The organism is Corynebacterium comes (assembly GCF_009734405.1).
In the GTDB taxonomy this organism is placed as follows: Bacteria; Actinomycetota; Actinomycetes; order Mycobacteriales; family Mycobacteriaceae; genus Corynebacterium; species Corynebacterium comes.
Map to the genome: position 1 here is coordinate 777,312 of NZ_CP046453.1, position 17,363 is coordinate 794,674.

Below are 17,363 nucleotides of genomic sequence, written 5' to 3' on the forward strand. Positions count from 1 at the left end.
TGTGGGCCCAGGAGTAATCTTGGGTCCACACCCTTTTTCCGGGGCTATAGCTCAGTTGGTAGAGCGTCGCGTTCGCAATGCGAAGGTCAGGGGTTCGATTCCCCTTAGCTCCACAGCTCACGCCCTCCCGGCTGGCCGGCGGCCCGGTCAGGCCCAGACTCCCGAGGAGCCGCGCCGGTGAGATTCCAGCAGATGCGTGTCCACCATCCCGACGGCCTCCATGAGCGCGAAGATCATGGTCGGGCCGACGAACGTGAAACCGGCCTCCTTCAGTGCCTTCGACAGCGCCAGAGACTCGGGTGACTGCGAGGGCACCTCAGCGCTGGTCCGCGGGTACAGGTTCTCCGCGGGCTGATGCGACCAGATGAGCTCCGACAGCCCGCCCCGCCCCCGCAGCGTGAGGGTGGCCCGGGCGTTGTTGAGCACGGCCCGGATCTTGCGCTGATTGCGGATGATCTCGGGGTTGGCCATGAGCTTCTCGACGTCCCCCTCATCGAACTCGGCCACCTTCTCCGGGTCGAAACCGGCGAATGCCCGGCGGAAGCCCTCCCGTTTGCGCAGCACCAGTTCCCAGGAGAGACCGGCCTGGAAGCTCTCGAGGCAGAGGCGTTCGAAGAGCCCCTGCTCGGTGCGCACCGGCATGCCCCATTCGGTGTCGTAGTAGTCGCGCAGCAGATCGGTGGTGGCGGCCCAGGCAGGCCGGGCGAGTCCGTCGGAGCCGATGATGAGGTCAGCGAAGTCAGCGTCAGTCATGTCCTATTGGACTCCCTGGCCGTCGCGGAGGTTCCCGAGCACGCGTTGTTCGTGATCGAGAAGCCACTTCTTCGCCTCCAGGCCACCGCGGTAACCGCCGAGGGAACCGTCGCTGCGTAGCACCCGGTGGCAGGGCCGGATGATGGGCAGCGGGTTGGTGGCGCAGGCGGTGCCCGCGGCGCGGACGGCCCGGGGATGTCCGCAGGTGGTGGCGAGCTCGGTGTAGGTGACGGTCCGCCCGTAGGGGATCTCCGTCAGCATGGCCTGCACGGCGGTGCGGAAACTTCCGGCGGGGACGTCGAGGGGGAGGTCGAAAAACTGACGTTGCCCGGCGAAGTACTCGGCGAGTTGCTCGGCGGCGTCGAGAAGCAGTGGCGACGAAGGGCCGTCGGAGCCACCGAATTCGATCCGGGTGAGGCCGGTGGCGCTGGCCTCCAGGCTGAGCGGTCCGATGGGCGAATCGATGAGCACGTGGACTCCCTTCTCCAGGGGGCGAGGTCTTTCGGGGTAGTCTAATCGCATGGACAAACCGGCTGTGAGGGATGCTGCGCTGCTGCTCCTGCGTATCGTCCTGGGCACCGTGTTCGTCGCCCACGGCTGGGACAAGCTCATCATCACCGGGTTGACGGAGACCACCGGTCAGTTCAGCGCCTGGGGGGTGCCGCAGCCGAAGTTGTCTGCGTGGCTGGTCATGGCGACGGAACTGGTCGGCGGGGCGTTGCTGGTGGTGGGGCTGCTCACCACGCTGGTGGCGGGTGTGCTGGCGCTTCTCATGGTGGCTGCGATGTGGTTCGTGCACGTCGGGGAGGGATTCTTCACCTCGACCGGCGGGGTGGAGTTCCCGATCGTGATGGCGACGGCACTGGTGATGATCGTGGTGTTCGGTGCTGGCCGTGCAAGCCTGGACAGGATGCTGACCCGTGGTTGACCATGACCAGGTGCAGGCGGCACTCTCCGCCCGCCTCGACGGCGAACCGATCCCCCTCGACGATGACGTCGTCGATGCGCATCTCGCCGGCTGCGCGCAGTGCCGGCAGTTCCAGGAGGAGGCGGTGGCGCTGAGCCGTCGTCTACGTTTCGTGGAACCTGCCGGCGGCGGCATGACCCCACCGGATCTGGCTGAGATGATCCTCGCTGGCGTGGAACCGGAGTGGCGCCGCACCGCGAACGCCCGCATGGTCGGACTTGCGCTCTCCCGGATCCTGCTGGTCATCGCTGGTGTGCTCTGGGTGATCTGGGGGATGCAGCTTCTCGGTGACGCCGGTGGGCTGACCCCGGTCAGCAACGACGGCGTGGTGGCCCCGGACTCCGATCCGCGTACCGCGTCCCTGCTCGTCGACGCTGCGGCCTTCCGCTTCTCCCTCGCCCTCGGCCTGTTCACCATCGCCTGGAAACCGCGCCTGGTGTCCGGCCTGGTCACGGTCGTCGCGGCACTGTGGACCTTCATGTTCGGTTTTGTGGTGCGCGACCTGGTGCTTGACACCGTCTCGGGTTCCCAGTTCCTGGGGCTGGGGCTGCTGCTGTTCACGGCGGTGGGCATGGTGTGGACATGGCTGAACCACCACGGCTACGTCACGCTGGGCACCATCTGGCGTGAACTGGGCGCGAAACCGGTGTAGCTGCCGGAAGCCGTCCTGTGACTACCGCCAGCTGGGCAGCCACATGAGCGACTGGTACCAGCCCTCCGGGACGAGGTAGCCGTAGAGGATGGGGGACCAGTAGAGGAACATCGCCGCCGCCAGGGCGAGATAGGCGATCACCGCGACGGTGCCCCAGCGGATGCCACCCTCGGCGAGTCTGCGCAGCCAGGGCCAGGTGACCTCGGGTCCACGACCGTGCAGCTGCCCGAGGGTGAGCGCCAGCATCGTGATGAGGAAGGGGCTCAGCGCAGTGGCGTAGAAGAAGTACATCTGGCGGTCGTAGCCGGCGAGCCAGGGCAGGAACCCGGCGGCGAAGGCCACCACCGGGATGAGGAAACGACGGTCACGTCGGATGACCAGGCACCAGATCGCCCAGCCCAGTACCGGTACCGTCAGCCACCAGATCGCAGGGGTACCGAAAAGGTAGATCATGCTGCGGCACGTGCCCGCCATGCATTCCACGTCGGTGGAGGAGGAGTACAGGATCGGTCGCCCGGCGACCAGCCAGGACCAGGGTTTGGAGTCCCAGGGGTGCGAGTGGCCACCGGAGGTGGTCAACGATGCGTGGAACCCCAGCACCGACTGGTGGTAGTGGATGAATCCGACGGCCGAGTCCGGCAGGAGTCCGAGGATCCCGGCGGATTCCACGGTGCCGTCGACCTTCGCGTGCCGGTAGACGGAAGTCTCGGACGCGAACCAGGCCCGCCACGACCAGAGGTACAGCAGCACCGGCAGGATGACGAGCGACGCGAACGCCGGGAACGCGTCCCGCAGCAGCGTGCCGGAGACGGGGCGGCGGACACCGTAGCGACGTCGAAGAGCAAGATCGAGGAAGACGGCCAGCAGGCCGAAGAACGCCATGTAGTACAGGCCCGACCACTTCACCGCCAGTGAGAGCCCGAGGAACACCCCGGCGGCGAAACGCCACCAGCGGAAACCCAGCCGGGGTCCCAGCGAAGAGTCGGCGATCAGCCCCTCGGTCCAGGCGCGGTGGAGCCGGGCACGCATCTGTGAATGGTCACAGGCCAGGGCGAAGGCTGCCGCGACGATGAAGAACACCTGGAAGATGTCGAGCATGCCGAAGCGCGAACTGACCAGCAGCACGCCGTCGAGCGTGGCCAGAAGCCCTGCGAAAGTGGCCACCTGCCAGGTGCCGGCGAGGTGCCTCACCAGCAGCATCGTCATCACGACCGTGGCGGCGCCGAAGAGTGCCGCCATGAAGCGCCAGCCGAGCGGCGTGTAGCCGAACATCCACTCGCCGAGTGCGATGAGCTGTTTGGCCAGGGGCGGGTGAACGACCAGACCATAGCCCGGGTTGGATTCGATACCGCCGATCAGCGGATTCTCCCAGGACCTCACCATGTCCCACGCCTGTGGCACATAATGCTTCTCATCGAAGACGGGGGTGCCCGCTGACGTTGCGGTGGTCAGCCCGACGAACCGGGTGAACAGCGCCAGAACGGCGATGACCAGGGTGCTGACGGTGTCCGCCCCGGTCCACGCCCAGGGTCGGGGCGTCACCGGCCGAACGCGGGCGGCGAAACGAGGCTGGCTGTCGACGACGGTGCTCACCCGGAAGAGTCTAGGTCACGGTCCACACACGAGCGCCTAGCATGGCAGTCATGGTTCCCGACATCTCCCTGCTGCCCCCCACCGGAGTGGTGCTCGCCGCCACCCCGCTGGGCAACATCCACGACGCCTCCCCACGCCTGCGCGCCGCCCTCGCCGGTGCGGACGTGATCGCCGCCGAGGACACCCGCCGGGTGCGCAACCTCGCGACCGCGCTGGGCGTGGAGATCCGCGGGAAGGTGGTGTCCAACTTCGACCACAACGAGGCGGGGCGCGCAGGCCAGCTTCTCGACGCCGCCCGCACCGGCATCGTCCTCGTGGTCAGCGACGCCGGCATGCCCCTGGTCTCCGACCCGGGTTTCTCATTGGTGGATGCCGCGCACACCAACGGTGTCCCCGTCACCTGCCTGCCCGGTCCCTCCGCCGTGCCCACCGCTCTCGCCCTGTCCGGTCTGCCGGTGGGAAGGTTCCTCTTCGACGGTTTCGCGCCCCGCAAGTCGGGTCCCCGTCGGGAGTGGCTGGAGTCGCTGCGCACCGAGGAACGCGCGGCCTGCTTCTTCGAGTCCCCGCACCGCCTCGCCGAGACGCTTGCCGACGCCGCCGATATCCTCGGCTCCACCCGCCGCGCCGCCGTGTGCCGGGAGCTGACCAAGACCTACGAGGAAGTTCGTCGGGGGACGCTGCCGGAACTCGCCGAGTGGGCGGCCGGGGGAGTGAAGGGGGAGATCACCGTCGTGATCGAAGGTGGGACGGTGGACGAGGTGGACGTCGACCAGCTCGTCCCCGTGGTGGAGTCCCTCGTGGGCGAGGGGATGCGCCTGAAGGACGCGTGCCGGCGGGTCGCGGGCGGACGCGGGGTGTCCAACCGTGAACTCTATGAGGCGGTTCTGGCCGCCCGTTGAGGCCGTTGCGGCAGTTGTTATGAGGTTGTGAGCATGGCGGCTGTTTATGGGGAGTGAACTGCCGGAACCCCTGTTCCAGGTCGTGCAGTTTCGGGGTAGGTGAGCCTTATCTGCCCCCGATGACCGGCTCGCCCAGGTTGAAACTCGTGCCCGGGCTGAGAACACTATTAAATATGACCACTTCTGACCCTCAACAGGGGCAACCTGATTCAACTGCCACCCAGGAGCTGGCCTCCATGATGTCGGACGCCGACGCGATCGGCGACCAGGTGGACCAGGCCGATGCGGTCGAGGACAGGCTCGGCGAAGCGGATTCGGAGGATCCCACCTTCGACTGGTGGATCATCCTTCCGGCCGCGGCCGTCGTGCTGGCCACGGTCGGCTGGGGTCTTTTCGGCCCCGAAAGTTTCGCCGGTTTCGCCTCCGCCGCCCTCTCCTTCGTGGTGGAGAACCTCGGTTGGGCCTTCGTCATTTTCGGTACCGTCTTCGTCGTCTTCATGATCGTCGTCGCCGTGACCAAGTTCGGATCCATCCGGCTGGGCGGCGATGACGAGGCGCCGGAATTCCGTACCGTCTCCTGGATCGCGATGATGTTCGCCGCCGGCATGGGCATCGGCCTGATGTTCTACGGGGCGACGGAGCCCCTCACCTTCTACCGCGAGGGTGTGCCCGCCCACCAGCCGCAGGAGGTGGGCACCGCCTTGGCAGGCACGCTGTTCCACTGGACGCTTCACCCCTGGTCCATCTACGCGATCGTCGGGCTGGCCATCGCCTACTCCACATTCCGCCTGGGACGTCGTCAGCTGATCTCCTCGGCCTTCATTCCCCTCATCGGCGAAAAGGGTGCCCGGGGCGGCCTCGGCCGGCTCATTGACACCCTGGCCATCATCGCCACCATCTTTGGCACCGCCACTTCCCTCGGCGTGGGAGCGCTGCAGATCAGGGCCGGGCTCTCCGCCTCCGGACTGGTCGATTCGCCGGGCACGGGGACCATCGTGGGCATCGTCAGCGTGCTCACCCTCGCTTTCATCGTCTCCGCGGTCTCCGGCGTGGGCAAGGGAATCCAGTACCTGTCCAACGCGAACATGATCATGGCCGCGATTCTGGCGATCTTCGTGTTCGTCGTCGGTCCGACCGTGTCGTTGCTCAACCTCATTCCCACCGCCCTGTCCTCCTACTTCGCCCAGTTCTTCGAGATGGCGGGACGCACCGCCGTGTCGGCTGACGGCACCGCCGGTGAGTGGCTCGGCGGCTGGACCATCTTCTACTGGGCGTGGTGGATCTCCTGGTCGCCCTTCGTCGGCATGTTCCTGGCGCGCATCTCCCGTGGCCGTACGATCCGCGAGTTCACCATCGGTGTGCTGGTCGTACCGTCGCTGGTGTCGGTGGTGTGGTTCTCCATCTTCGGAGGTACCGCCATCACCCTGGAGCAGAGCGGCAACTCCATCTGGGGCGACGGCACCGCCGAGTCCCAGTTGTTCAACCTGCTCCATCAGCTGCCCGGCGGCACCATCATGGGCGTGGTGGCGGTGATCCTGCTGGGTACGTTCTTCATCACCTCGGCGGATTCCGCGTCCACCGTGATGGGCACGCTGTCCCAGCACGGGCGCCCCGACGCCACCCCGTGGGTGTCCGCGCTGTGGGGCCTGATGACCGCGGCCGTGGGCATGGTCATGCTCACCGCGAGCGAGGATTCCCTGGCGAACCTGCAGTCCATCACCATTGTCGCCGCCAGCCCCTTCCTGCTGATCGTCGTCGGACTGATGGTCGCGCTGGTGAAGGACCTGAGCAACGACGTCCTCTACCTCGACCACCGTTCCCAACAGGCCTTCGCCGCCCGCCTGGCACGTGAACGACGCATCCACGCCGAGCATGTCCGGGCGGAGGAACTGAAGGCGCGACGGCAGAAGCGATTGGCCAACCGCAACAGGCAGACCCCCATGAAATAAGGTGGGTCCCATGACCCAGTCTGTGCTTGTCTCCGTCGCCTGGCCGTATGCGAACGGCCCCCGCCACATCGGACACGTCGCCGGTTTCGGCGTACCCTCCGACGTCTTCGCCCGCTACCAGCGAATGATCGGCAGCGAGGTCCTCATGATCTCGGGCACGGACGAGCACGGCACACCGCTGCTCGTGCAGGCGGACAAGGAAGGCGTGACGGTCAAGGAACTCGCCGACCGTTACAACCGCCAGATCGTGCAGGACCTCGCCGGACTCGGCCTGTCCTATGACCTTTTCACCCGGACCACCACCCGCAACCACTACGCGGTGGTGCAGGAGCTGTTCACCGGGCTGTACGAGAACGGTTACATGATCAAGGAGACCACCATGGGTGCCGTCTCGCCCTCGACCGGTCGTACGCTGCCGGACCGCTACATCGAGGGCACCTGTCCGATCTGCGGTGCCGACGGCGCCCGCGGTGACCAGTGTGACAACTGCGGCAACCAGCTGGACCCCGCCGACCTGATCAACCCGGTGTCCAAGGTCAACGGCGAGACCCCGAAGTTCGTCGAGACCGAGCACTTCCTCCTTGATCTGCCCTCCCTGGCGGAGGCGCTGGGGGAGTGGCTGAGGGGCCGCGAGGACTGGCGCCCGAACGTCCTGAAGTTCTCCCTCAACCTGCTCGAGGATCTGCGTCCGCGCGCCATGACCCGCGACATCGACTGGGGTGTCCCGATCCCGGTCGAGGGTTGGGCAGACAACAACGCCAAGAAGCTCTACGTCTGGTTCGACGCCGTGATCGGCTACCTGTCCGCCTCCATCGAGTGGGCGTGGCGTTCGGGCAACCCGGACGCGTGGAAGCAGTGGTGGCAGAACCCGGATGCCGCCGGCTACTACTTCATGGGCAAGGACAACATCACCTTCCACTCCCAGATCTGGCCTGCCGAGCTCCTGGGATATGCGGGCAAGGGCGCCAAGGGCGGCGAAGTCCACAGGTACGGGGAAATCAACCTGCCGACCGAGGTCGTGTCCTCCGAGTTCCTCACCATGTCGGGTTCGAAGTTCTCCTCGTCCAAGGGCGTGGTCATCTACGTCAAGGACTTCCTGGCGGAGTTCGGCCCTGACCCGCTGCGTTACTTCATCGCCGTCGCCGGCCCGGAGAACACCGACACCGACTTCACCTGGGACGAGTTCGTCCGCCGCGTGAACAATGAGCTGGCCAACGGCTGGGGCAATCTGGTCAACCGCACCGTGTCCATGGCGCACAAGAACTTCGGCGAGGTGCCCACCCCGGGTGAGCTCACCGACTCCGATCTGCGGATCCTCGACCTCGCGGCGAACACCTTCGACATCGTCGGCGACAACCTCGCGCTGTCGAAGTTCAAGAACGGCATCACCGCCGCCATGCACGTCGTCGGCGAGGCCAACGCCTACATCGCCGAGCAGGAGCCGTGGCGGCTGGCGAAGGACGAGTCCCAGCGTGAGCGTCTGGCCACCGTCCTGTGGACCGCGCTGCAGGTCGTCTCCGACTGCAACGTCCTGCTCACCCCGTACCTGCCGCACATCGCCCAGCAGGTGCACGAGACCCTCGGCCGTGAGGGCGTCTGGGCCGCGAAGCCGGAGATTCATGAGGTCACCGACGACATGCCCGTCGACCTCGTGGGCGTGGGTCTGCCGGAGGAGGGGCAGGGCTATCCGATCATCACCGGTGACTACACCGCCCAGCAGGCCGTGTGGAAGCGCGTCGACGTTGTGCCGGGTACCCCGCTGGCCAAGCCCGCGCCGCTGATCCAGAAACTCGATCCGGAACTCGCGGAGACCGGCCCGGAGTGGTCGCCCGTCCAGTAATTGGTAATACGTACTACGCTGGGATCTCCGCTACGGTAGGAGACCCCCAGTGAGTACGCGAGCCGTCATTCCGACGCTGCTGTTGTTCCTTGCGGTGTTCATCGCCGCATTCAACCTGCGCGCCGGAATCTCCTCGCTCGGCGCGGTGCTGGCAGACACCCTCGAGGCCTTCCAGGCCGGCGGCTCCCTCGCCGGGATCATCACCGCCATCCCCGGCCTCTTCTTCGCACTCTTCGGCCTGCTGGCAGTGCCGCTGGCCACCCGCCTGGGACTGAGCCGCACCCTGCTCCTGGGTGCGGCGCTCTCCTTCCTCGGCCTGGCGGTGCGTCCCTGGGTGGGGGACATCTGGGTGTTCATCCTGCTCACGGCGCTGGTCACCACCGGTATCGCCCTGGCCAACGTGCTGCTGCCCGCCTGGATCAAGAATCACGGCGGCCGGCACATCGTGGCGCTCATGACGGTCTACGGCTCCGTTCTCGGCCTTTCCGGTGCCATCGGTCCGCTCACCGCCGTGCTTTCCGACGCCCCCGACGCCTGGCGTCGCGCGCTGTTCTTCTGGGCCGCACCGGCGGCCGTCCAGGTGATCGTCTGGTTCGTGGTGGTCCTGCGCATCGGCCGGGATGTGCCGACCTCCACGTCCCCGCGTGTCGACGCCACCGGGGCAGCCACCGACCCGGTGTCGTTGTGGCGCTCCCCGACGGCGGTGTTCCTCATGCTGTTCTTCGGGCTCCAGTCCATGCACGCCTATATCCAGATGGGCTGGCTGCCGAAGATCTACGTCGACCACGGCGTCCCGGCCGGCACCGCAGGCCTGGCACTTGCGCTGACCGGCAGCTTCAACATCATCGGCGGGCTCATCATGCCGGCGGTCATCCACCGCATGCGCAGCGTGGTGTGGCTGCCTGTGCTCTTCTCCGCGCTCATGGGCGCCGGTTATTTCGGGCTGTGGCTGGCACCCGCAACTACGCCGATGCTCTGGGCGGCCCTGCTCGGCGTCGGCGGCTTTTGTTTCCCCACCGCCATCGCACTGATCCCCGCTCGCAGCCGTGTCCCGCTCGTCACCGCCCGGCTGTCTGGTTTCGTCCAGCCGATCGGTTACGTCATCGCGGCGGTCGGGCCGCTGCTCGTCGGCGTCGTCCGAGAGGCCACCGGCGGGTGGTCGGTGATCCTGCCCGTGCTGCTGGTGCTGTGCGGACTCATGGGGGCGGTCGGTTTCCGGGCCGCACGCAACGTCTTCATTGATGATGAACTCGCAGCTCACGCCTGATGTCGGGGGCCTGGGATACCGTGGTGGACATGCAGGCAACCAGGGGAATGGCCAATGAACTTCTCACCGGCATCGCGGGGCCGGGCGCGCAGCTGCGCGATGATCAGTGGACCGCGATTGACGCGCTGGTCAACCACCGGCGTCGGATGCTGGTGGTCCAACGAACGGGCTGGGGCAAGTCGGCGGTGTACTTCATCGCCGCGAAGCTCCTGCGGGATGCCGGGGCAGGTGCCTCGCTGATCATTTCGCCGCTGCTGGCGCTCATGCGCAACCAGGTGGTGGCCGCAGAGCGGGCCGGCATCCGTGCGGCCACGCTCAACAGTGCGAACATGACGGAGTGGGAGGATATCCAGGCGCAGGTTGCCGCCGGGGAGGTTGACGTGCTGCTGATCTCCCCGGAGCGGCTGAACAACCCCGGCTTCCGGGACGAGGTCCTGCCTGCGCTCGCAGCGACCGTCGGCATGGTGGTGGTGGATGAGGCACACTGCATCTCCGACTGGGGCCATGATTTCCGCCCTGACTACCGTCGCATCCGGGACCTGCTCGCCGGCCTGCGGGAGGGCGTGCCGGTGCTGGCGACCACTGCGACCGCGAATGACCGCGTCGTCGCCGACGTGCAGGCGCAGCTCGGTGAGTACACCGGTGTGCTGCGCGGTGGTCTGGACCGGGAGTCCCTGCACCTGGCGGTGGTGCGTCTGGCGGACACCACCACCCGCCCGGCCTGGCTGGCCACCCACCTGGCGGAGCTTGAGGGGGCGGGCATCATCTACTGCCTCACCGTCTCAGCGGCAGAGGACCTCGCGGAGGCGTTGGAGGCCGTCGGCTGGAACGTCGCCGCCTACACCGGACGGACAGAGGCCGGGGAGCGCGAACGCCTCGAGCATGCGTTGATCAACAATGAGCTCAAGGCTTTGGTGGCCACCTCGGCGTTGGGCATGGGCTTTGACAAACCCGATCTCGGTTTCGTCGTCCACGTCGGCGCTCCGGGATCCCCGGTGTCCTACTACCAGCAGATCGGCCGCGCCGGGCGTGCCACTGAACGCGCCGACGTCATCCTCCTGCCGGGTTCCGAGGACTCTGAGATCTGGGAGTATTTCGCCTCCGTCTCCTTCCCGGACGAGGCCACCGTCCGCCACCTGCTCGGTGCGCTCACGGATGAGCCGCAGTCGACGATGAAGCTGGAGGCACAGGTGGATCTCTCACGTTCCCGGCTCGACCAGGTCCTCAAGGTTCTCGACGTCGACGGTGCGGTACGCCGCGTCAAGGGCGGCTGGGTGGGGACCGGGGAGGACTGGCACTACGACGCCGACCGGTACTCCGGCCTCGCCCAGGCGCGTACGGCGGAGCAGGAGGCCATGCTCGCCTACGAGGACACCGACTCCTGCCGCATGCTCTTCCTGCGCCGACAGCTCGATGACGCCACCGCCACCGAACCGTGCGGGCGCTGCGACAACTGCACGGGCCGCAGGTGGACCACGGGGATCGACGCCACTGTCGCCCAGCGAGTGGCAGATCGACTCGCCGCTCCCGGGGTGCGGGTCACCCAGCGCCGCCAGTGGCCCACGGGTATCAGCGTGCGTGGCCGTATCCACGGCGTCGAACCTGGCCGCGCACTCGGACGGCTCAACGACATCGCCCGCGGGCCTGCGTTGACGGCGCTGCTGGCGGACAGGTCCTGGCGACCCACCCACCCGTGGCAGCAGGATGTCTGGCTGCCGCGGATCGTCGCGGTGCTCTCCGACTGGGACTGGGACGCCAGGCCCACCACTGTCGTGGCCCTGGGCTCCCATGACCCGGCGACGACGGACTTCGTTGCGGCCCTGGCGGAGGCCATCGCGGGGGTCGGCAGGATGGCATACGCCGGTGTCCTGCCCGTGCGTCCCGGTGCGGGCGAGGTCACGGCCCAGAACTCCGCGTACCGGGTGACAGCCCTGCTCAACCACTGGGATGTCACGGGCATCGGTTCGTCTGAGGGCCCGGTGCTGCTGGTCACCGACCTCATTGACACCGGCTGGTCGGTGACCGTCGCCGGATCCGCGCTGGCAGAGCGCACCGGGCAGCCGGTTCTGCCGTTGGCCGTGGCCAGCCGAGGTTAGGGAAGGACCGCCAGGGCCCGGGCGGGAAAGGATGAACCGCCCGCGGGCACAGGCCAGGACACCCACATCGTGGCTCCTGTCGCAGGCACCTGGTCCAGGTGGGTGAGGAACTCAACCTGCCAGTGGTCATGTGAGAGCCAGAAGCGCTGCGCCGGGTACTGGTCGCTGGCTGTCAGGGGGCCGGGATCGGTGTTGAGCGTGTCATGCCCGATGGCACGTACGCCGCGGGCGTGGAGTAGTTCCACGGCATCGAGTGCCCAGCCCGGAGTGTCGGGGGAGGTGTGGTCGGCCCACCCGGTGTGCAGAGCGACGAAGCCACCGGCGGGAACCGGTCCATGTTCGCGCTCCCACGCGAGGACGTGGGCGGCGGTGAGGGAGGGGGCGTCGACAAGCGGGATGACGGCGAGAGGGAGGATGAGCTCGGACGGCGTGATTTCGGCGAGGGTACGCGCGCCGGGGACGGCGTGGCCCGGGGCGTCGACATGCGTGCCCCAGGGGCCGACCAGGCGGTAGGAGAGCACCTCGAAGCCGTCCGGGCCGGCGGGGTGCAGAACGGAGACCGACATATCGGGATCGGTGGGGAATTTCGGCTGGCCCGGGTACATCGGCCGGGTGAGGTCGACCAGGCGGGAAAAGATCATGCCCATACAATGCAGGCATGTCCAAGAAGAAGCCCCGCCCCACGCCCGTTCCCGCCGCCCCGATCCGGGGTCTCGTCGACGCTCACACCCACCTTGCGTCTGCGGGGGCGAGGACGCCGGAGGACATCGATGCGATTGTGGGTCGGGCGGTGGACGCTGGCGTCGTGAAGATCTGCACCGTCGGTGACGGGCTTGCCGAGGCGGAGCTGGCGTTGGAGGCCGCGCAGCACAACCGGCTGGTGTACGCGGCGTGTGCGATCCATCCGACCCGGGCGCATGAGCTGGATGAGGTTGCGCGGGTCCGACTCACCGAGATGGCGGCCGACCCGCGGTGCGTGGCGGTGGGGGAGACCGGGCTGGACACCTACTGGATCCGGCATGAGCCTGAGCGCACTGCGCCGCTGGAGGTTCAGGAGGAGGCGCTGCGCTGGCACATCGACCTGGCGGTCGCCTCGGGCAAGGCGCTGATGCTGCACAACAGGGAGGCTGACGGGGACCTGATGAGGGTGCTCGCGGATGCTCCCAAGCCGGTGGAGACGATCCTGCACTGCTTCTCGTCCCCGCTCGTGATGGCGGAGGAGGCGTTGGCGCGTGGGTACGTGCTCAGCTTCGCAGGCAACGTCACCTTCACCCGCAATGCGGAGCTGCGTGAGGCGGCCCGGATCGCGCCGCAGGGCCAGGTGCTCATCGAGACGGACGCGCCCTACATGACTCCGGAGCCCTTCCGGGGTGCGCGCAATGAGCCGGCGCTGATCGGGCACACGGCGCTGTGCGTCGCGGAGGCCAGGGGGATGGAGCCGGAGGAGTTCGCGAGGGAGGTGTCCGAGACTTTCGATCGCGTGTACCTGCGCATGGGGTGACCAGTATCACATTCGCGTTTCGCCAGTGCATTTGCTGAGGTAGTCGGGGCCGGGTACGGGGGGCCGTGCATTGTCGGCGTGTTGCAGGTTCCCTGGGCGACATCGAACTGTTACCGTACTGTGATTAACGAGCAGCTTCTGATGACAGGCACGTCACACGGAGCCCACGCCTTCCCCGAATGAGATCGAGAATGTATATCCCCATGGGCCATAACAACACTTCACGAATCACGCGGATCAACTCCGGCACCTCCACCACCAAGCGTCTGGCCACCGGCGGCGTGCTGGGTGCACTGCTGGTCGGCGGAGTCGCCGTCGCTGGTGCACAGAAGGACGTCACCCTCGACATCAACGGTGAAACCACCGAGCTGACCACCATGTCCCGCGACGTCGCCGGCGCCCTCGAGGCCGCCGGCGTCGAGGTCGGGGATCAGGATCTGGTCTACCCCGCCCCGAGCGAGTCCCTGACCAAGGGCGCGAGCATCACCGTCCGCACCGCCAAGCCTGTCGCCGTGGTCATCGACGGCCGCACCACCGACATCACCTCCACCGCGTTGACAGTCGAGGACCTCCTCGGCGAGCTCGACGGCGTCACCGCGGCGGCCCGCATCGCCGAGGACGGCGACACCCGCCTCACCGACGGCATGCGCCTGGACATCACCACCCCGAAGATCGTCGGCGTCAACGACGGTGGCAGGGTCGTCTACACCGAGATCGCCGCGGCCACCGTCCGCGAGCTTCTCGACGCCCGCGGCATCGAGCTCGGCGAACACGACAAGGTCACCCCGGAACTCGACGCTCCGCTGAACAGGAACGCGAAGATCGAGATTGAGCGCGTCTCCATCGATGAGGAGACCACGACCGAGTCCTTCACCACCGAGCCTGAGTACGTCGACGATCCCACGGCGCTCGAGGGCACGGAGAAGGTCCTCGTGGAAGGCGCTCCGGGCTCCCGCGAGGTGACCACCCGCATCACCACGGTCAATGGCGTCGAGACCGCCCGCGAGAAGCTCAACGAGGTCGAACTCTCCCCGGCCTCCGCCAAAAAGATCGCCCGTGGAACAAAGGCAGCCCCCGCAGCCCCCGCAGCACCTGCCGCCCCGGCCGCTTCCTCCGCCCCGGCCGTGGCCGGTGGCTCCGTCTGGGACACCCTCGCGCAGTGTGAGTCCGGCGGAAACTGGTCCATCAACACCGGCAACGGTTACCAGGGCGGTCTGCAGTTCTCGCCGTCCACCTGGGCAGCCTACGGCGGCACCCAGTTCGCGCCGACCGCGAACCTGGCCACCCGTGAGCAGCAGATCTCTATCGCGGAGAAGACCCGGGCGAGCCAGGGCTGGGGCGCATGGCCCGCCTGCACCTCGAAGATGGGTCTGCGCTAGTCGCAGAATCTGGTTACCCTCGGGTGGCGTACGGACATTCAGCCGAACGCATGCGAGAGGTAACCATCATGTCTCACCTGACCAACGTCAGGGTGGCGGTCATCGCCACCAACAACTTCGAGGACTCCGAGCTGACGAAGCCGGTCGAGGCCGTCAAGGAACACGGCGCGACCGTGACCATCCTGTCCACCGAGGCAGGCACCATTGAAGGTAAGAACGGCACGTCGGTCGCCGTCGACGCCACCACAGCTGAGGCTGATCCGGCTGAGTTCGACGCCCTCATCCTGCCGGGTGGTACCGGAAACGCTGACAAGATCCGCATGGACGCCGACGCAGTGGCCTTCGTGAAGAAGCACGTTGAGGCCGGTAAGCCGGTCGGCGTCATCTGCCACGGCGGCTGGATCCTCGCCGACGCCGACGTGCTCCGCGGCCGCACCCTCACCTCCTACCCCTCGCTCAAGACGGACCTGCGCAATGCCGGTGCCACCTGGGTGGACGAGGAGGTTCACGTGGACAACGGACTGGTCTCCTCCCGCACGCCGGGTGACCTGCCAGCCTTCAACGCCAAGATCGTGGAGGAGTTCGCCGAGGGCACGCACTAGGGCCATTACCCACCGGTGGTCTAGATTGGTTGCATGACCTCCAGTGTTCAGCCCGCCGAGCTGCTCGGCCCCGTGGAGATCCGCGCTCTGGCGGAGAAGCTCGACGTCACCCCGACGAAGAAACTCGGCCAGAATTTCCTGCACGACCCCAACACGGTGCGGCGGATCATCGCAGCCGCAGACCTTGACCCCTCCGACCACGTCGTGGAGGTGGGGCCGGGTCTCGGTTCGTTGACGCTCGGTCTGCTGGATACCGTGGAGAAGGTCACGGCAGTCGAGATCGACCGACGCCTGGCCGCCGAGCTGCCCGCCACAGTCGCCTGGCGTGCCCCGCAGTATGCTGACCGGCTGACCGTTGTGCATAAGGACGCCCTGCGAATCACCCCGGAAGACCTGCCCGAACCCACCGCACTGGTGGCGAACCTGCCCTACAACGTGTCCGTTCCGGTGCTCCTCCACCTGCTGGCCACGTTCCCCAGCCTCCGCCGGGTGCTCGTCATGGTGCAGGCAGAGGTGGGCGACCGTCTGGCGGCGGAATCGGGCTCGAAGATCTACGGTGTCCCCAGCGTCAAGGCCGCCTTCTACGGCGACGTCCGCCGCGCGGGTGCCATTGGCCGGCATGTGTTCTGGCCCGCCCCGAACATCGAGTCCGGTCTGGTCCGCATCGACCGATTTGCTCCCGGCACCGAGCCGTGGCCCATCAACGACGAGTCCCGTCGTGCCGTTTTCCCGCTCATCGACGCAGCCTTCGCCCAGCGACGCAAGACCCTCCGCGCTGCGATGGCGGGCCACTACGGTTCCGCCGCCGCCGCCGAAGAGGCTCTGCGCCGCGCAGACATCGACCCGCAGCTGCGTGGCGAAAGGCTCACCGTCCACGACTTCGTCCGGCTCGCCGGGATCACCTCGTGAGGCATCTGACCTCCCGCGCCCACGCCAAGGTCAACCTGCACCTGGGTGTGGGGGACCTGCGGGAGGACGGTTTCCACGACCTCGTCACCGTCTTCCAGTCCCTCAGCCTCGCGGACACGGTGACGTTGGACATCGACGACGAGGAACGCGTGGCGTCGGGAAGCATCGTCGGCGCCCTCGGCGTCTCAGGGCTGGACGCGGCCTCGGTGCCCACGGACGCCTCGAATCTGGCGTGGCGCGCCGTAGACAAGCTCGTCGACCACTACCGGGCCCATCATGGCCCGGTGGATGCCCCGAGGGTGAACATCCGCATCCACAAGGGGATCCCCACCGCCGGCGGAATGGCGGGCGGCTCCGCCGATGCTGCCGCGGCCCTCGTGGCGGCTCACGCCCTGCTCAGCGAGTCCCACCCTGCGCTGCCCATGACCACCCTGTCGGAGTTGGCCGCCGAGCTGGGATCGGACGTGCCCTTCACGTTGCGTGGCGGCACCATGCTCGGCACCGGCCGTGGCGAACAGCTGACCCCGATGCTGTCCCGCGGCACCTATCACTGGGCGCTCGTATTCTTCAGGGAGGGGCTGTCCACGCCGACGGTTTTCCACGAAATTGATGAGCTCCGCGGAGGTGGAGCGGTCATCGGCCCGTCCCTGCACACCGGGGAGTTGGCCCGGGCCCTGATGACCGGCGATCCGCAGCAACTTGCGGGCACACTGGCCAACGATCTGCAGGTCCCCGCGATCACGTTGCGCCGCGATATCGGCCGCACCCTGGAAGCGGGCAGGCAGGCGGGGGCGCTCGCCGCGATCGTGTCCGGTTCGGGCCCCACGGCGGCCTTTCTGTGCAGCTCAGAGCTCCACGCCCGCGACGTCCTCGACGACCTGCTCGCCGACGGTCGCGCCTATTCCGGCACCACCGCGTACGGCCCGACCAGAGGCGCGCACCTCGTCGACTGAGTG

Annotated in this window: 16 protein-coding genes and 1 tRNA gene; 13 read left to right on the forward strand and 4 right to left on the reverse strand. The window is 67.5% G+C overall.

Features of this window, described 5'->3' with window-relative positions:
• The first annotated feature begins 40 nt into the window (after positions 1 to 40).
• Positions 41 to 113: transfer RNA gene (locus CETAM_RS03835), tRNA-Ala, on the forward strand.
• A 34-nt stretch (positions 114 to 147) separates the two neighbouring features.
• Here the strand turns inward: CETAM_RS03835 and CETAM_RS03840 are convergent.
• Complete coding sequence (locus CETAM_RS03840) at positions 148 to 753, reverse strand: DNA-3-methyladenine glycosylase I (protein WP_156227163.1); 606 nt, start codon at positions 751 to 753, stop codon at positions 148 to 150.
• A gap of 3 nt (positions 754 to 756) precedes the next feature.
• Positions 757 to 1,224 carry a methylated-DNA--[protein]-cysteine S-methyltransferase gene (locus CETAM_RS03845; RefSeq protein WP_330221206.1) on the reverse strand — a complete coding sequence of 156 codons (468 nt, stop codon included), beginning with the start codon at positions 1,222 to 1,224 and terminating at the stop codon, positions 757 to 759.
• 49 nt (positions 1,225 to 1,273) lie between these two features.
• Between CETAM_RS03845 and CETAM_RS03850 the strand changes: the two genes are divergently transcribed.
• Complete coding sequence (locus CETAM_RS03850; protein WP_156227165.1) at positions 1,274 to 1,681, forward strand: DoxX family protein; 408 nt, start codon at positions 1,274 to 1,276, stop codon at positions 1,679 to 1,681.
• Positions 1,674 to 2,372: a zf-HC2 domain-containing protein gene (locus tag CETAM_RS03855; protein WP_156227166.1), complete on the forward strand. Its 699-nt coding sequence runs from the start codon at positions 1,674 to 1,676 to the stop codon at positions 2,370 to 2,372. Before CETAM_RS03850 ends, CETAM_RS03855 begins: the two co-directional genes overlap by 8 nt.
• 21 nt (positions 2,373 to 2,393) lie before the next feature.
• On the opposite strand, the gene CETAM_RS03860 is transcribed toward CETAM_RS03855, so the two are convergent.
• Entirely contained in the window at positions 2,394 to 3,965 is a 1,572-nt protein-coding gene (locus CETAM_RS03860; RefSeq protein WP_156227167.1) for a dolichyl-phosphate-mannose--protein mannosyltransferase, read from the reverse strand.
• Positions 3,966 to 4,015: 50 nt separating this feature from the next.
• On the opposite strand from CETAM_RS03860, the gene rsmI reads away from it, so the two are divergent.
• The 5 genes from rsmI to CETAM_RS03885 all read left to right on the forward strand — a co-directional run bounded on the left by rsmI (position 4,016) and on the right by CETAM_RS03885 (position 12,016).
• Positions 4,016 to 4,864 carry a 16S rRNA (cytidine(1402)-2'-O)-methyltransferase gene (gene rsmI, locus CETAM_RS03865; RefSeq protein ID WP_156227168.1) on the forward strand — a complete coding sequence of 283 codons (849 nt, stop codon included), beginning with the start codon at positions 4,016 to 4,018 and terminating at the stop codon, positions 4,862 to 4,864.
• A 173-nt stretch (positions 4,865 to 5,037) separates the two neighbouring features.
• Positions 5,038 to 6,813, forward strand: coding sequence for a BCCT family transporter (locus CETAM_RS03870; RefSeq protein ID WP_156227169.1), 1,776 nt, complete (start codon positions 5,038 to 5,040; stop codon positions 6,811 to 6,813).
• A 10-nt stretch (positions 6,814 to 6,823) separates the two neighbouring features.
• Positions 6,824 to 8,653: a methionine--tRNA ligase gene (gene metG / locus CETAM_RS03875; RefSeq protein WP_156227170.1), complete on the forward strand. Its 1,830-nt coding sequence runs from the start codon at positions 6,824 to 6,826 to the stop codon at positions 8,651 to 8,653.
• A gap of 49 nt (positions 8,654 to 8,702) precedes the next feature.
• On the forward strand, positions 8,703 to 9,920 hold the full coding sequence (locus tag CETAM_RS03880; protein WP_231587571.1) for an MFS transporter: 1,218 nt from the start codon (positions 8,703 to 8,705) through the stop codon (positions 9,918 to 9,920).
• 29 nt (positions 9,921 to 9,949) lie between these two features.
• Complete coding sequence (locus CETAM_RS03885) at positions 9,950 to 12,016, forward strand: RecQ family ATP-dependent DNA helicase (RefSeq protein WP_156227171.1); 2,067 nt, start codon at positions 9,950 to 9,952, stop codon at positions 12,014 to 12,016.
• Here CETAM_RS03885 and CETAM_RS03890 read toward each other — a convergent pair.
• The gene (locus CETAM_RS03890) at positions 12,013 to 12,657 is read right to left on the reverse strand and encodes a cyclase family protein (RefSeq protein WP_156227172.1); all 645 of its coding nucleotides are present in this window, start codon (positions 12,655 to 12,657) and stop codon (positions 12,013 to 12,015) included. The genes CETAM_RS03885 and CETAM_RS03890 overlap by 4 nt on opposite strands.
• A 17-nt stretch (positions 12,658 to 12,674) precedes the next feature.
• On the opposite strand from CETAM_RS03890, the gene CETAM_RS03895 reads away from it, so the two are divergent.
• From CETAM_RS03895 to CETAM_RS03915, 5 genes are all read left to right on the forward strand, one after another.
• Complete coding sequence (locus tag CETAM_RS03895; protein ID WP_156227173.1) at positions 12,675 to 13,517, forward strand: TatD family hydrolase; 843 nt, start codon at positions 12,675 to 12,677, stop codon at positions 13,515 to 13,517.
• Between the two features lie 203 nt (positions 13,518 to 13,720).
• On the forward strand, positions 13,721 to 14,896 hold the full coding sequence (locus CETAM_RS03900; RefSeq protein WP_156227174.1) for a resuscitation-promoting factor: 1,176 nt from the start codon (positions 13,721 to 13,723) through the stop codon (positions 14,894 to 14,896).
• A 68-nt stretch (positions 14,897 to 14,964) separates the two neighbouring features.
• Positions 14,965 to 15,498: a type 1 glutamine amidotransferase domain-containing protein gene (locus CETAM_RS03905; RefSeq protein ID WP_156227175.1), complete on the forward strand. Its 534-nt coding sequence runs from the start codon at positions 14,965 to 14,967 to the stop codon at positions 15,496 to 15,498.
• A 33-nt stretch (positions 15,499 to 15,531) separates the two neighbouring features.
• Positions 15,532 to 16,407, forward strand: a complete 876-nt coding sequence (gene rsmA, locus CETAM_RS03910) for a 16S rRNA (adenine(1518)-N(6)/adenine(1519)-N(6))-dimethyltransferase RsmA (RefSeq protein ID WP_156227176.1) — start codon at positions 15,532 to 15,534, stop codon at positions 16,405 to 16,407.
• Positions 16,404 to 17,360 carry a 4-(cytidine 5'-diphospho)-2-C-methyl-D-erythritol kinase gene (locus CETAM_RS03915; protein ID WP_156227177.1) on the forward strand — a complete coding sequence of 319 codons (957 nt, stop codon included), beginning with the start codon at positions 16,404 to 16,406 and terminating at the stop codon, positions 17,358 to 17,360. The genes rsmA and CETAM_RS03915 overlap by 4 nt, the downstream gene beginning before the upstream one ends.
• The last annotated feature ends 3 nt before the right edge of the window (positions 17,361 to 17,363 follow it).

What these genes read in the sequence shown, in the direction of transcription:
- metG (WP_156227170.1), top strand. Translation starts at nt 6,824, where the DNA reads ATGACCCAGTCTGTGCTTGTCTCCGTCGCCTGGCCGTATGCGAACGGC.
- CETAM_RS03885 (WP_156227171.1), top strand. Translation starts at nt 9,950, where the DNA reads ATGCAGGCAACCAGGGGAATGGCCAATGAACTTCTCACCGGCATCGCG.
- CETAM_RS03870 (WP_156227169.1), top strand. Translation starts at nt 5,038, where the DNA reads ATGACCACTTCTGACCCTCAACAGGGGCAACCTGATTCAACTGCCACC.
- CETAM_RS03850 (WP_156227165.1), top strand. Translation starts at nt 1,274, where the DNA reads ATGGACAAACCGGCTGTGAGGGATGCTGCGCTGCTGCTCCTGCGTATC.
- CETAM_RS03840 (WP_156227163.1), bottom strand. Translation starts at nt 753, where the DNA reads ATGACTGACGCTGACTTCGCTGACCTCATCATCGGCTCCGACGGACTC.
- CETAM_RS03905 (WP_156227175.1), top strand. Translation starts at nt 14,965, where the DNA reads ATGTCTCACCTGACCAACGTCAGGGTGGCGGTCATCGCCACCAACAAC.
- CETAM_RS03890 (WP_156227172.1), bottom strand. Translation starts at nt 12,657, where the DNA reads ATGATCTTTTCCCGCCTGGTCGACCTCACCCGGCCGATGTACCCGGGC.
- CETAM_RS03900 (WP_156227174.1), top strand. Translation starts at nt 13,721, where the DNA reads ATGGGCCATAACAACACTTCACGAATCACGCGGATCAACTCCGGCACC.
- CETAM_RS03895 (WP_156227173.1), top strand. Translation starts at nt 12,675, where the DNA reads ATGTCCAAGAAGAAGCCCCGCCCCACGCCCGTTCCCGCCGCCCCGATC.
- rsmA (WP_156227176.1), top strand. Translation starts at nt 15,532, where the DNA reads ATGACCTCCAGTGTTCAGCCCGCCGAGCTGCTCGGCCCCGTGGAGATC.
- rsmI (WP_156227168.1), top strand. Translation starts at nt 4,016, where the DNA reads ATGGTTCCCGACATCTCCCTGCTGCCCCCCACCGGAGTGGTGCTCGCC.